Raw genomic sequence first — 12,861 nt, forward strand, 5'->3', positions numbered from 1 at the left:
CTCCTTTTTATTTCAGCTTACCTGAGGCTTTTTCAGCGAGGTATTTGCTTTCGTCAGGGACATATTTGAACGTTGGATCGATTTCACGATCTAATTGATCAAACGCTGCTTGCATTTGATCACCGATTTGAACGGTGACGTCATCCGTCAACTTGCCAGCAGGCACCGTGATCGGTTCACCAAAGCGCACCGTCACACGTTTGCGTTTGAACAAGCCAGAGAATTTCACTGGGCCTTGATAAACTGCAGGGACGATCGGGACTTTGGCGAGTTTGGCGATCAGCATCGCCCCACCTTTAAGTTCGGAGGAGTAGCGTGTGCCGCTAGGGAAAATGATCACCCCAAGGTCTTGTTTTTTAAGCATTTTGACCGGGGTTTTGATCACTGATGGACCAGGATGCGCACGATCAACGCCAAAAGCATTGGCGTGTACCAAGATCCAGCGCAAAATTGGGTTATGAAATAATTCTTGTTTGGCCATGAAGCCAAATTTACGCGGAGAAGCCGCCACTGCAAAGTAAATCGGATCCCACCAAGTGCGGTGCGGGCCTACTAAGACGTAAGGGCCGTCAGGTAACACTTCTTTATTTTCGTAATGAGCGTTGCCGTTGATCACCAGTAAAATGAAGCGGGCGACAACACGAATAAATGAATAGAACATTTGCTTGCTCCCTTCTAAGGCAGATAGCCGAAACAATTATACCATGCCATTAACTACGGCGCTAATTTAGTGGATTATCACCACTTTACCTTGCGCGTGGCCAGATTCAACGTAATCCAGCGCCGCTTGCGTATCTTCGAAATCGAATTTGCGATCGATGGTGATGGGGATATGACGCGCTTGCATCAATGCTGCAATGATTTGCAGTTGCTTACCACTTGATTTGGCCAACATGAAACGATACCAAATATGTTGTTTGCGGGCTAGGCGCGTATGTTTGGCACTAACCAACTTTAAAAGTACGCGCTTCAAGCCATTCAAGTGATAATAGGCGCCTTGATCGGCGATGAATCGTGCTTCTGGTATTGCATTTAATGAAACCAAACGGCCATTTGGTTTGATCAGTGCAAAACTTGCGAGTAAGTCGTCACCGCCTCTGGTATCAAAAATCGCATCAAATTGAGGTTGCGTTGACAACGCGTGGCCATCATGATAATCCAATACGACATCGGCGCCGAGCTGTTGTAGTCGGGCGAAGTTTTTGGGACTGGCAGTGGTCGTCACCCGCGCGCCCAAGGCTTTAGCCATGGGGATGGCGATGCTGCCGATGCCACCAGAACCGCCTGGGATCAAGACGGACTGGCCAGGTTTGAGCTGTAAGTTGTCATGTAACGCTTGATAACTAGTTAACGCCACTAACGGCACTGCTGCGGCTTGTTCAAAGGACCATGCTGTCGGTATTTCGGCAATGTATTTGGTGTTCACACAGACAAAATCGGCAAAACTGCCGATATGCCAATCCTCTAATTTACCAAATACGCGCTGTCCAACGGTAAAATCAGTGACGTTGGTGCCGACTGCCGTCACCACGCCAGCGAAGTCGTGACCAGTGGCAGCGGGATGTTTTTCTGGTAATAAGAAACGCAAGTCACCGTTGCGTTTTTTAATGTCGACGGGATTGACACTAGCGGCTTTGATTTGAACCAGAACTTCGTTAGCCGCAGGTGTAGGAATCGCGACTTGATGTTTGGCGAAGGGGTGTTTGCCATAACGGTCGAACATGAAGCTGGTCATTTTAGGCATGTTGCGCCTCCTTTAAAGCATCGAGTAAGTGTTGCATTGCGTCGAGTTGGGTGAATACGCTGGGATAATAAAAATGTTTGGTCCCGACTTTTTCCATGCGGACTAATTGCGCGTCACGCAAGATTTTCAGGTGATGCGATACTGCTGGCCGCGATAAGTTGACGGCTTGGGTTAAATCACCGACACGCAGGCCTGATTCACAACCATGTTCTAACATCGCTGAGATGATGGCTTGGCGACTGGGATCACCTAAAGCAACTAAGGTGGTTTGCGCTGATCGAAATTCACTTAATAATGTCATTGTTTCCTCCGTTTAAGCTGATGAACCGATGATACGCCTTTGGGTGAAGGTGTGCCATATCGGGAAAGAAAATCGAGACGATTGGCACATTCTCTGCTTCGGCGGTACTATATAAATAGAAGCTTAGTGAAATTCGAGGAACAAGATGAAAACTTTTGGGATCGTCGCGCATGTGGATGCCGGCAAAACAACCCTTTCAGAAGCCCTACTTTATCAAAGTGGTCAACTGCGGACACTTGGTCGCGTGGACAATCAAGATACCTTTTTAGACCCAGACGCTTTGGAACAAGCCCGTGGGATCACGATTTTTTCTCATGCGGCGCAATTTAAGTTAGGGGATGCGCCAGCAACCCTATTGGATACACCAGGACATTTGGATTTTGCGGCGCAAGTGGAACAAGTTTTAGACGTATTGGACTACGCCATTTTAGTAGTGGCAGGCAATGCACCACTTTCTGGCCACACCCGCACGCTTTGGCAATTATTGCAAAAATATCAAGTCCCGACGTTTATTTTCGTCAACAAAATGGATGCCGTTGGGGCAGACGCTGATAAAACGTTAAAGAGCTTACAACAAGATCTAGATGCTGGATGTTTGCCATTAGCACAACTAGATGATGACGCCAAAGAAGCCATCGCCGTATTAGATGATGACGTGTTGCAAGCTTATCTCGATTCTGGTGACTTACCTTTGGCCACCATTCAGCACTTGATCGCTAAACGTCAACTTTTCCCTGTGTATTTTGGGGCGGCGCTGAAACTCGATGGGGTATCGGCATTACTTGATGGCTTATCGACTTATACTGTCGAAACGCCAGCGCGTCCAGAGTTTTCTGCCCGGGTGTTTAAAATTACGTATGATGCAGGCGTTCGGTTAACTTGGTTGCGGGTATTAGGCGGCAAGCTTGTCCCCAAACAAATGCTAGGCGAAGAACAAATCAATCAACTGCGCGTTTATAACGGTACAAAATTTACCGTCGCTAATCAAATCAACGCAGGTGAAGTATGTGCGATCCCGAATTTACAAAATACTCGCGCTGGCATGGGTCTAGGCAGTTTACCTGATGCGCCAAGTCCGGTGCTACAGCCAGTGTTGAGTTATGCGTTAGACCCTCTGGAAGAAGACCTGCACGCTTGCCTGCAAGCCATGCAAGAACTCGGGGATGAAGATCCGCAATTACATGTCACTTGGTCTAAGACGTTACAAGAAATTCGGTTGCAAGTGATGGGGCCGATCCAAATTGAAATTTTGACGGCGTTGTTGCATGACCGCTTTCATTTAACCGTTCAGTTCGTTGCCGGTGGTGTGTTATATCGCGAAACTGTGGATCAAGTGGTAGAAGGCGTCGGCCATTTTGAACCGTTGCGGCATTATGCAGAGGTCCACTTGCGCATCGCGCCAGGCCAACTTGGCAGCGGCTTAGTGTTTGACAGTGCCTGCTCACCTGATGTGTTGACGCAAAATTTTCAACATCAAATCTTAACGGCTTTGCAAGCCAAAACCCAACTTGGCGTTTTGATTGGCGCACCATTGACGGACTTGCACGTCACCTTGATCTCAGGACGTGCGAGTGTGAAGCATTCGGTTGGCGGCGACTTTCGACAAGCCGCTTGGCGAGCATTGCGGCAAGGGTTGATGATGTTGCACGACCATGGCGATGTGTTGCTGGAGCCTTGGTATCGCTTTGAGTTGGTGGTTCCAACCGAAAACATCGGTCGCGCCATGACAGACATTCAACGGATGCAAGGGGAATTCGGTCAACCTGAACAAAATGGGGAATTGACCCGCTTGACTGGGACTGCGCCAGTTAGTGAAATGCAAGACTATGCCACTGAATTGCGTGGGTATGCGCATGGCTTAGGCCAGTTGAGTTTGGTGCCTGATGGCTATCGTCCGGCGCATGATCAAGAGGCAGTCGTCACTGAACGCGCATACGATGCGAAAGCTGATGTTGAAAATACACCAGATTCAGTATTTTGTGCGCATGGTGCTGGCTATCCAGTTGCTTGGCATGAAGTGCCTGATATGGCGCATGTCCCATACCTTGATCATGATGCATTGACTCAACTCACAGTGAAATGAATTCAAAAATTGCCTGCAAGCTTGACGACTTGCAGGCAATTTTTCAATTATTTTTCATTGCGAGCTAACCCTAAGGTGATGATCAACGCTAAGGCTGCAAACAAAACGCCTCCAAATGGCGTGGCCCATAAGCCAAAGGCATCGAGTAACTTACCACCAAGGGTACTGCCTAACATAATGCCGACATTGAAGGCCGCAATGTTTAACGCTGAGGCGAGTGGCGCGTCTTCTGGGTGACTCGCTTCGGCGGCTTGCATCGTGAATAATTGCAAGCCAGGGACATTCATAAAGGCGAATAATCCCATTAACATGATCAAGATCAACCCGCTGATCAAATGACTCAAGCCCCAAGGCATCACCACCATGATCAACAAATCAGCGCCAAACATCCATGCTAAAGCATGTAGCGGCTTGCGGTTGGCCCATTTGCCACCTAATGTATTGCCGATTGCAACGGCAATGCCGTAAACCAATAACACGATGACGCGAGCACTGGCATAAAAGCCTAGTTGTGCCAGGATTGCAGAGATATAAGTGTAAACCGGGAAGCTAGCGCCGTAGCCTAACGCTGTGATCACTAAACCGGCAATGACTTTGTGATCAGTTAACATGCGTTTAAAGCCACCGCGTGCAGTTTTGGTTGGTTGCGGCAAGTTACTTGGGACCAACGCTAAATTGCCGAGCAGTGCCAGCACACCAAAAGCTGCGATTAATAAGAAAGCGACGCGCCAGCTGGCAACTTGCGCGATCATTGTCCCAAGCGGAACCCCAGTAACAGTCGCCACAGTCAAACCAGTAAACATCGTGGCGATGGCACTAGCGCGGCGATCGTCAGATACAACGGAAGCGGCAATGACGGTAGCAGTCGACATGAACAACCCATGGGCAAAAGCTGCGATCACCCGACCGACAAGCATCACGGCAAAACTTGGCGCAATGGCGGTAAGTCCGTTGCCAATAATGAACAACCCCATGACCCCGAGGAGTAATTTCTTCCGTGGCAGGCCGGTAGTCAGTGATGTCAGTAGCGGTGCACCAACCATGATCCCAGCGGCGTAAACTGAAACGGTCAAGCCAGCGGTACTGAGCTTTAAATCAAAGGCTGACACTAACATCGGCATAACACCGACTGCGATGAATTCGGTGATCCCGATGGCAAATGCGGAAATCGCTAAAGCAAGTAGCGTCCAAGTTGCGGTACGTTTTGAAAAAGTTGTGGTTTCCATAATGATCCTCCAGATGATTTGCTTACGAAAATATAGTATACTGGAGGCATTCAGAAAAACTAGTACGCACTATTTTGTGCAATACGCACCAAAAAGTACCTATGGAGGAGCTATGACAACTTATAACATCGGCGTGGAAGCCACCATGCAAGTGATCGGCGGCAAATGGAAAGCGATCATCTTATGTCATTTGCGCAATCAAACCATGCGCACTGGGGAACTGCGCCGCGCGATTCCCCAAATCACTCAAAAAATGCTCACCCAACAGCTACGGGAATTAGAAGATGATGGGATCGTCGCTCGCCATGTTTACCAACAAGTCCCTCCGCGCGTGGATTATTGCTTGACTGATCGGGGTGAAAGCTTGAACGAGATCTTAACGGCGATGTGCAAGTGGGGTGAACACAATATTCATGAACGACAAGCTTGTGGCGAAGCCATTGAATTGATCCATGAAGATGAAGTCCTCGGCATCCCACAAAAATAGCGCTGAACAAATTCAGCGCTACGATGGTATTTAGAATGTGAGCTTGGTGTCACCACGGAAGAAAAGATCCGCTTCTTTGTAAGTCAACGCGTAAGCATTCATGCCGGCGCGCATTTCTGGGGTGAACATTTTGAAGCTGGCGTACTTTTGGTCCATTAAGGCTAAAAGTTCCGGCTTTTTTTCATTGACTAACGTGGCAGTGGCACCAGTGACACGCACTGTGCCTGCTTCTAGTGGCGTCGTCGTGAAGGAAACGGTATTGTTGGCCGCAATTTCTTTGACTTTATCGGCGCGACTGTCGGTGCAGAAGTACACGGTGTTGGCGTCTTTGTCGAATAAGAAGTTGGTGATACGCACTGATGGCGTGTGATCGCTAGTTTCAGTGGCTAAGGCGATGTTTTCTGCAGTGGAGAGAATGGTTTCATATTGTTCTTGAGTTGACATATTGACAAGTCCTTTCCAAATCGGATAGGTCTATTGTAACGGTTAGCGGGCAATTTGTGAACGCATTCAAGCAATTGTCGAACTGATCGTCATCAACTGGTGCTTAATCCGCAGAAACAATGCCTAAATCGAGCATCGACTGGGCGGTGGCAATGATGGCTTCTCGAGCTGAGCGGGGATGCCAACCTAATAACGTCACCGCTTTTTCATTGGATGTTTCGGCGTAGGTCCCAGCGACTGATGCCACCATTTTAAGCATCGGATCAGCTTTGGCGGCCAGCTTTAACGCTACAGTTGGGATCTCATGTTTCGGCAACTTGGACGCGAACGCTGGGAAGGCATCGCGTAAAATGTTAGCAACTTCAAGCATCGACAAGGTTTCGCCAGTGGTCGCCAAGAAGCGTTGACCGTTAGCTTCTTGGCGCGTCATGGCCAGCAAATGTAAACTTGCGACATCGCGGACATCCACATAACCGGAATCGACTTTAGGCACCAGTGGCGTTTTGCCAGTGAGGTAGTCTTTGATCTGAATGTTGGAATGTGAATAATCATTGGCCAGCACAGGACCCATCACCGCAACCGGATTAACCGTCGCGAGTTGTAAACCGGACTCGTCGTGTTTAATGAAATCCCAAGCGGCGCGTTCAGACATGGTCTTAGATTTCTGATAAGGATGAACGCCAGGCTGTGTAAGATCAGACCAATCTTTTTCAGTAAAAGGAGTCTTTTGATCACGATGTCCAGCGAAAATTGCGCCATATGCTGACGTCAACACCACGCGTTTGACGTGATGATGGGCGGCGGCGCGCAAGACATACAACACGCCGTTGATCGCCGGTTCGATCATTTCACGTTCATCTTTGAAATTTAACGTCGGAGTTGGCGATGCCGGATGAATGACATAATCTGCGCCGTCGATCGCGTCATCCCAGTGATCGGGATTCGTTAAATCGGCAGCGACGTAACTCAAATCGCTGAGATCAGTGATGCCAGCTTGAGTCATCATCTGTACGATCAGTGGACGTTTTTTCTCAACATTGCGAACCGTGGTGCGAACTGCGTAGCCTGCTTGTAACAGTTGGACAATGATGTGGCTGGCGATAAAACCTGAGCCACCGGTGACGACAACTAATGATTTTGGCATAAATTTTCTCCTTTAGGTGTGATACAGTTGTAACTTCAGTGCCAATACTGTACCTTGTAGAAAAAGGAGTCGCAAGGGAAATGGCGGCATCTGTGACAGAATGGAGAAATTGTGATGGCAGCGACCAAACATGCGCAAGCGATTCAACAAGACTCGCAAACTTACTTAACTGAGGCGTTATTTCAACTACTGGAGAAGAAAACACTCAGCGAGATCAAAATCACTGAGTTAGTGGCACGTGCCGGTGTCAGTCGCATGGCATTTTATCGTAATTACGACAGTGTTGAAGATATTTTACGGCAACATTTTGCGCCGAAGCTCACGCATTTATTTGATAATGTGATTTTTGAACAATCTGACACCGTCAAATATGATGACATGCAAGCCTTCTTTGATGCCTTCGCTTCGGAACTCCGACTCTCACTTAAAGCGCACTTTGAATATGTGATCCGTGATTTGTTTACCGAGAACATGGCGCGGTATTATGCCAATTGGCCGAATTTGTCACCTGAACAGTTGAAGTATTGGCAAGTGTTCATGACCAACGGTGTTTATGGCATTTGGCGTGAGTGGCTGTTGACTGGACAGAAAGAATCATTGACTGATTTGCATGCTTTGATCAAAAAGTTACAAGCAAGTACGGAATCCGCGCTATAATGTTGGCAACAGGAGATGAGCGTGATGAGAAAGTTTCGCTTGTGGATTTGGAGTATTGTGTTATTAAGCGTGGTAGTGACGATCGGGTTGATGCTGATCAGTCCGCAAACCATTGTGCTACATTTTAGTGGCACTGGCGCCGCAGATAGTTGGGGTGGACGCTGGGGTTTGTGGTTGTCACCGGTGATTTTGATCGTGGTCGGGGCAATTTGTGATCAAGTCGCGGTACATCAACGTAAACGCGATGGGTTGCTCGCGTTGCCAGCGATTTTAGTCGGGGAATGGCGGAATATTTTGTTGATGGGTATGATCTTTGTGGTGTGCACGTGGCTGCAACTGAAACAAATCGGATTGTAAAAAAATCAGCGTCGATCGAATATTGAATTTCGATCGACGCTGATTTAATCTAATCAGATGACGCGCGGATTTTTGATATAGTGTCCGTGCGCTAGTGCTTGCTTTTGCACATCGCGGGTTTTGGCGTCGGTTTGGCGCTGGATCTGTTTCTTGCGAGCTGCATTGGATTGATGTTTGTTTTTCTTCGCCAAGTCGTATCGCCTACTTTCAGAAACATCATACCATATTCGCAGCGCCAGGGGATTGGTTGAAAAATCATAGAACGCAAGTTAGTGAGCTGCGATTGTTTGCATCGAAGTGCAGAACGTTCGTTCGATGTTTGCTTTCATTTCACAACTCATGTTGATGTTGCTGTGTGCAAACTCCCGAGACGCACTAGTACGCGGCTGCCAACGGACTGAGAAAAGTAGTCGAATTACCATAATTTCAATTGCAATTTTCCCGCATTTTATGATTGACAACAACACAATCTTCCAAAACTGGTTTACCACCGACCACAGGTGGACATTTAAAAGATAAGTATGATGAGCATGTGACCTTGCCGCGCGCAACTGGTAAGATTATCAATATAAATTGATCAGATATTACAAAGTAAATCGTTGTACAATAGGTAAGTAGCTTTTATTAGTTAATTGTGCAGCTAGTGTTGGTTCTGGTAAAAGACTACTTAATGATAACTGAGGAATGTTGATAAAAGCAGTTATTTATATTAGTAATTCTTGCTGCATAAAATAAAGAAGAAATAGGAGAACTTTTTATGCCATTAATGAGAATTGATGTTATTAAGGGCCATGATCAGGCTTATTTAGAAAAATTATTGAAAATCGCTTATGAGGTTCAAATAAAAACACTGAATACACCAGAAGGGGATCGTTATCAAATTTTGACCCAACATGAACCTTTTGAAATGCAGATTTTTGACACAGGGTTAGGGATTGAAAGAACTAAGGATATCGTCGTGTTCAATCTTGTGACCCGACCACGAGCAACTAAAAATAAGCTTCAATTTTATCAACAATTAACACAACGACTTAACCAAGAGTTAGGGATTCGCAAGGAAGATATTATGTTTAGCCTAGTTCCGAACAATGATGATGACTGGAGCTTCGGCAATGGCGAAGCTGAGTTTTTAAATGGCAAACTTTAACCACTAGATGTTCGATATCCATGGTAATAATGGGAGTTTTGTCAACTGGTGTCGAGGATAATTGTTGTCCTTTGAAGGTTTCTCAGAAATGAGGAGCCTTTTTGTTAGCTGATAAAATTGAGCGATTGACGAGAAAATATGGCGGGAATATAATCGCCTTGAGTCAACTAATGCACAGCTCACTATGATGGACTTCGCATGAAAGTGGCCAAGCTCATTTTAGGAATCATCGTTTTGTTGCGGTGATTTTGGTCGGGGTGGACTATGAGTGCAACAGCAGGTTAAACGCGTAATAGATTTTTCCGATTTCAGTCATGACGACGCAGTTCATTCACTCATCAAATGGAGGAAAAGATATGAATGAATCACGGCAACGTTGGTACCGGCTAATTCTGAATATCATCAGTGGATTACTTGCTGTTGCCGGCTTTATGCTGATTTTGCTTGATCAAGTTCAAATCGGGTTCAGTCTGATCGTGATCGCTTTGGTCGCGTCGATCGTGAGGCATCATTTTCCCACGATCATGATGTGATGTCGGTGCTGAAAAAGCTGTTTACGACGATTTTTTTAAACGTTAGCCATATGCCCTGGAAACCAGTTAACGGCCACATCATGTCGACTGATTGGCATCCCCACCTTTTCTACGTTATAATTAACTTATCTATTTCCAGTCGCGGCTTCTCACTTGGGGAGGCCGCCTTTTCATGAGCAAGTTATCTAAGGAGAAATTAAATTGGCTATTAACTGGTTTCCAGGGCACATGGCAAAAGCCCGCAATCAAGTCCAAGAAAAACTCAAACAAGTCGATGTTGTGTTAGAAATCGTCGATGCTCGCACCCCTGAGGCATCGCGGAATCCGATGATGAACCAAATCGTCGGCCAAAAGCCTCGCATTATGGTTTTAAACAAACAAGATCTCGCTGATCCTGAAATCACAAAAGAATGGGTGGCTTATTACAAGGGCTTAGGCTACGAAGCCATCGCCATCGATGCGCAACACGCCAAGCGACTCAACCAGATCCCGCAATTGGCCAAGAAGTTAATGGCGGCAAAAATTGCCAAGCAAAAAGCTCGCGGCATCAAAAACCCGGCGATCCGCGCCATGTGTATCGGCATCCCTAACGTCGGCAAGTCCACCATCTTAAACCGCTTGATCAAAAAGAATGTCGCTGTCACTGGCAATCGTCCCGGCGTCACCAAAAATCAACAATGGCTCAAAGCAGATGAAAGTTTCTTTCTACTGGATACCCCTGGGATCTTGTGGCCGAAGTTTGAAGATGAATTGATCGGCAAGAAGCTCGCCTTAACTGGGGCGATCGCCGACTCCGTTTATCAAGAAGACATTGTCGGGATGTATGGCTTGCAATTCTTCCGGGAAAATTACACTGAAAACTTCCGCCGCGCTTATGGCTTGAACGCCGATGATTTGGCGTTGTCTGATGCTGATTTGATGGTGCACCTCGCCAAGAAGAATGGCTTTGCCGACAACTACAATCGCATGGCCGAACGGATCATTTTTGATGCACGACAAGGGAAATTTGGTCGCTACACTTTAGAAAAACCAGAGGCCACTGATGACACAGACACTGAGTGAACTGCGCGCATTGCTACAAGCTGATCACGTTGATGACGCGGTGTTACAAGCTCTCGCCCAAGATTCCCGCGTCGGGGCACAAAAACTCCTCGATCAATATCAAAATCGCCAAGCGAAGCGTGAAGCCGAAGCCTTGGCACTAGATTATCGCACACGTTTTGAACGCGAATTGTGGGCGCAGTATCCGCATATTGCTGGGATCGATGAAGTCGGTCGGGGCCCTTTGGCCGGTCCGGTGGTGACGTGTGCGGTGGTATTGCCGCAAGACTTTGACTTAGACGTCAACGATTCTAAGCAACTCACTGCCCATAAGCGCGAAGCATTATTCCCACAGATCATGCATGAAGCCTTAGCCGTGAGCCTGGGTGTCGCTGATAATCACGAAATCGATCGTAAAAACATTTATCATGCGACAGAATTGGCAATGGGGCGCGCAGTGGCAAGTTTGCGAGTGCAACCTGATTACTTATTGGTCGATGCAATGACCGTGCCGACAATTATTCCGCAACGGAAGCTGATCCATGGGGATGCCAACTCGATCTCCATTGCCGCAGCGTCGATCGTCGCCAAAGTCGTGCGAGATCGATTGATGGTGATGTATGACCGTGTGTATCCAGGCTATGATCTGGCTGACAACATGGGCTATGGCACGGCCAAACACCTTGCCGGCCTAAGAGAATGCGGCGTTTCCCCGATTCACCGCATGAGCTTTTCACCAGTGCGAGAAGCCGCAAAACTTTAACTTTTACAAAAATCACGTATCGTATGGTCAGGAGGTGTGACCATGCAAATACGTGATTTTTTATTTTTGTGGCATTTGGCCACCTATACCAAAGGCTTTGAAACTCAAAATTTAGCGTTTAAGGAATTGCACACGCATGCTGGGACTGACGAGTTGGAGCCGATGCAATTAAGTTCAGAATTGTATGCTGTTTATACTGATGATGATTTGAAAGCTGAAGCTCGCCATCAATATCGTCAACTTCACTTCATTACGTGCCTAGATCCTGAGTATCCTGAGCGACTGAAAGAAAGCTTTGAGCCGCCGTCAGTGTTATTTTATCTGGGGAATATCAAGTTATTAAACACGTTGAGTTTAGCGATCGTCGGCGCCCGCAATGCGACTGAATATACGCCGAACGCCCTCAATAAATTGGCACCGCAACTTAAAGCTGTGACCATTGTGTCTGGCTTGGCCCAAGGCGCCGACGCCTATGCGCATCAGTTTGCGTTGAGTCACCACTTGCCAACCATCGCGGTGATCGCCAACGGTTTGGATGTCGCTTATCCCAAAGCTAATCAACCACTCCAACAACAAATCGCCACCCAAGGTTTGTTGTTATCTGAATACCCACTAGGTGTGCGCCCACAGCGGTACATGTTTGTGATGCGCAACCGGATCATCGCCGGCCTTGTGCATGGCTTGTTGGTGACTGAAGCGGCGGAACGTTCAGGGAGTTTGATCACCGCCAATCTCGCCTTGCAAAACAATCGCGAGGTGTTTGCTTTGCCAGGGAACATCGACCACGCCAAAAGTGCCGGGACCAATTTGTTGATTCAAGCTGGGGCAAAATTAGTGACGACAGGTGACGATATAATAGAAGAAATAAAATTCTTCTCTTGAATCTGAAAAGACATTAAGCGATACTGTGACAAGTGTGATATTTTCAAATCGG

The 12,861-nt window shown here is 47.2% G+C and carries 16 protein-coding genes; 9 read left to right on the plus strand and 7 right to left on the minus strand.

All coding sequences use genetic code 11. From position 1 onward, the window contains the following. Window positions 1-7 precede the first annotated feature (7 nt). The 3 genes from EKM92_RS03190 to EKM92_RS03200 all read right to left on the minus strand — a co-directional run bounded on the left by EKM92_RS03190 (window position 8) and on the right by EKM92_RS03200 (window position 2,045). Entirely contained in the window at window positions 8-661 is a 654-nt protein-coding gene (locus EKM92_RS03190) for a lysophospholipid acyltransferase family protein (RefSeq protein ID WP_125707800.1), read from the minus strand. Window positions 662-727: 66 nt separating this feature from the next. Further along, window positions 728-1,744 carry an NADP-dependent oxidoreductase gene (locus tag EKM92_RS03195; protein WP_125707802.1) on the minus strand — a complete coding sequence of 339 codons (1,017 nt, stop codon included), beginning with the start codon at window positions 1,742-1,744 and terminating at the stop codon, window positions 728-730. Next, window positions 1,737-2,045, minus strand: coding sequence for an ArsR/SmtB family transcription factor (locus EKM92_RS03200; protein WP_125707804.1), 309 nt, complete (start codon window positions 2,043-2,045; stop codon window positions 1,737-1,739). The genes EKM92_RS03195 and EKM92_RS03200 overlap by 8 nt, the downstream gene beginning before the upstream one ends. 145 nt (window positions 2,046-2,190) lie before the next feature. On the opposite strand from EKM92_RS03200, the gene EKM92_RS03205 reads away from it, so the two are divergent. Further along, on the plus strand, window positions 2,191-4,128 hold the full coding sequence (locus tag EKM92_RS03205) for a GTP-binding protein (protein ID WP_125707806.1): 1,938 nt from the start codon (window positions 2,191-2,193) through the stop codon (window positions 4,126-4,128). A 47-nt stretch (window positions 4,129-4,175) separates the two neighbouring features. On the opposite strand, the gene EKM92_RS03210 is transcribed toward EKM92_RS03205, so the two are convergent. Beyond that, on the minus strand, window positions 4,176-5,354 hold the full coding sequence (locus EKM92_RS03210) for an MFS transporter (RefSeq protein WP_125707808.1): 1,179 nt from the start codon (window positions 5,352-5,354) through the stop codon (window positions 4,176-4,178). Between the two features lie 112 nt (window positions 5,355-5,466). On the opposite strand from EKM92_RS03210, the gene EKM92_RS03215 reads away from it, so the two are divergent. Continuing rightward, window positions 5,467-5,841, plus strand: a complete 375-nt coding sequence (locus EKM92_RS03215) for a winged helix-turn-helix transcriptional regulator (RefSeq protein ID WP_125707809.1) — start codon at window positions 5,467-5,469, stop codon at window positions 5,839-5,841. Between the two features lie 30 nt (window positions 5,842-5,871). Here the strand turns inward: EKM92_RS03215 and EKM92_RS03220 are convergent, their stop codons facing one another. Both EKM92_RS03220 and EKM92_RS03225 read right to left on the minus strand, forming a co-directional pair. Next, complete coding sequence (locus EKM92_RS03220) at window positions 5,872-6,285, minus strand: pyridoxamine 5'-phosphate oxidase family protein (protein ID WP_125707811.1); 414 nt, start codon at window positions 6,283-6,285, stop codon at window positions 5,872-5,874. Window positions 6,286-6,388: 103 nt separating this feature from the next. Further along, the gene (locus EKM92_RS03225) at window positions 6,389-7,429 is read right to left on the minus strand and encodes an SDR family oxidoreductase (RefSeq protein WP_125707813.1); all 1,041 of its coding nucleotides are present in this window, start codon (window positions 7,427-7,429) and stop codon (window positions 6,389-6,391) included. Between the two features lie 114 nt (window positions 7,430-7,543). Here EKM92_RS03225 and EKM92_RS03230 point away from each other — a divergent pair, with 114 nt between their 5' ends. Next, the gene (locus EKM92_RS03230; RefSeq protein ID WP_125707815.1) at window positions 7,544-8,086 is read left to right on the plus strand and encodes a TetR/AcrR family transcriptional regulator; all 543 of its coding nucleotides are present in this window, start codon (window positions 7,544-7,546) and stop codon (window positions 8,084-8,086) included. A gap of 24 nt (window positions 8,087-8,110) precedes the next feature. Beyond that, the gene (locus EKM92_RS03235; RefSeq protein WP_164509876.1) at window positions 8,111-8,443 is read left to right on the plus strand and encodes a DUF1648 domain-containing protein; all 333 of its coding nucleotides are present in this window, start codon (window positions 8,111-8,113) and stop codon (window positions 8,441-8,443) included. A 53-nt stretch (window positions 8,444-8,496) separates the two neighbouring features. Here the strand turns inward: EKM92_RS03235 and EKM92_RS13550 are convergent, their stop codons facing one another. After that, the gene (locus tag EKM92_RS13550) at window positions 8,497-8,634 is read right to left on the minus strand and encodes a hypothetical protein (RefSeq protein WP_164509877.1); all 138 of its coding nucleotides are present in this window, start codon (window positions 8,632-8,634) and stop codon (window positions 8,497-8,499) included. A 566-nt stretch (window positions 8,635-9,200) separates the two neighbouring features. On the opposite strand from EKM92_RS13550, the gene EKM92_RS03240 reads away from it, so the two are divergent. The 5 genes from EKM92_RS03240 to dprA all read left to right on the plus strand — a co-directional run bounded on the left by EKM92_RS03240 (window position 9,201) and on the right by dprA (window position 12,809). Continuing rightward, window positions 9,201-9,590: a tautomerase family protein gene (locus EKM92_RS03240; RefSeq protein WP_125707819.1), complete on the plus strand. Its 390-nt coding sequence runs from the start codon at window positions 9,201-9,203 to the stop codon at window positions 9,588-9,590. Window positions 9,591-9,946: 356 nt separating this feature from the next. Further along, on the plus strand, window positions 9,947-10,123 hold the full coding sequence (locus EKM92_RS13555; protein ID WP_164509878.1) for a hypothetical protein: 177 nt from the start codon (window positions 9,947-9,949) through the stop codon (window positions 10,121-10,123). Window positions 10,124-10,324: 201 nt separating this feature from the next. After that, complete coding sequence (ylqF, locus tag EKM92_RS03245; RefSeq protein ID WP_125707821.1) at window positions 10,325-11,185, plus strand: ribosome biogenesis GTPase YlqF; 861 nt, start codon at window positions 10,325-10,327, stop codon at window positions 11,183-11,185. Continuing rightward, window positions 11,166-11,927 carry a ribonuclease HII gene (locus EKM92_RS03250; protein ID WP_125707823.1) on the plus strand — a complete coding sequence of 254 codons (762 nt, stop codon included), beginning with the start codon at window positions 11,166-11,168 and terminating at the stop codon, window positions 11,925-11,927. Before ylqF ends, EKM92_RS03250 begins: the two co-directional genes overlap by 20 nt. A 42-nt stretch (window positions 11,928-11,969) precedes the next feature. Continuing rightward, on the plus strand, window positions 11,970-12,809 hold the full coding sequence (dprA, locus tag EKM92_RS03255) for a DNA-processing protein DprA (RefSeq protein WP_125707825.1): 840 nt from the start codon (window positions 11,970-11,972) through the stop codon (window positions 12,807-12,809). Window positions 12,810-12,861: the final 52 nt, after the last annotated feature.

It is taken from the genome of Lacticaseibacillus porcinae (genome assembly GCF_003946305.1).
In the GTDB taxonomy this organism is placed as follows: domain Bacteria; phylum Bacillota; class Bacilli; order Lactobacillales; family Lactobacillaceae; genus Lacticaseibacillus; species Lacticaseibacillus porcinae.

Coding starts and splice junctions, on each gene's coding strand:
- EKM92_RS03190 (WP_125707800.1), bottom strand. CDS start 661: ATGTTCTATTCATTTATTCGTGTTGTCGCCCGCTTCATTTTACTGGTG.
- EKM92_RS03195 (WP_125707802.1), bottom strand. CDS start 1,744: ATGCCTAAAATGACCAGCTTCATGTTCGACCGTTATGGCAAACACCCC.
- EKM92_RS03200 (WP_125707804.1), bottom strand. CDS start 2,045: ATGACATTATTAAGTGAATTTCGATCAGCGCAAACCACCTTAGTTGCT.
- EKM92_RS03205 (WP_125707806.1), top strand. CDS start 2,191: ATGAAAACTTTTGGGATCGTCGCGCATGTGGATGCCGGCAAAACAACC.
- EKM92_RS03210 (WP_125707808.1), bottom strand. CDS start 5,354: ATGGAAACCACAACTTTTTCAAAACGTACCGCAACTTGGACGCTACTT.
- EKM92_RS03215 (WP_125707809.1), top strand. CDS start 5,467: ATGACAACTTATAACATCGGCGTGGAAGCCACCATGCAAGTGATCGGC.
- EKM92_RS03220 (WP_125707811.1), bottom strand. CDS start 6,285: ATGTCAACTCAAGAACAATATGAAACCATTCTCTCCACTGCAGAAAAC.
- EKM92_RS03225 (WP_125707813.1), bottom strand. CDS start 7,429: ATGCCAAAATCATTAGTTGTCGTCACCGGTGGCTCAGGTTTTATCGCC.
- EKM92_RS03230 (WP_125707815.1), top strand. CDS start 7,544: ATGGCAGCGACCAAACATGCGCAAGCGATTCAACAAGACTCGCAAACT.
- EKM92_RS03235 (WP_164509876.1), top strand. CDS start 8,111: ATGAGAAAGTTTCGCTTGTGGATTTGGAGTATTGTGTTATTAAGCGTG.
- EKM92_RS03240 (WP_125707819.1), top strand. CDS start 9,201: ATGCCATTAATGAGAATTGATGTTATTAAGGGCCATGATCAGGCTTAT.
- EKM92_RS13555 (WP_164509878.1), top strand. CDS start 9,947: ATGAATGAATCACGGCAACGTTGGTACCGGCTAATTCTGAATATCATC.
- EKM92_RS03250 (WP_125707823.1), top strand. CDS start 11,166: ATGACACAGACACTGAGTGAACTGCGCGCATTGCTACAAGCTGATCAC.
- dprA (WP_125707825.1), top strand. CDS start 11,970: ATGCAAATACGTGATTTTTTATTTTTGTGGCATTTGGCCACCTATACC.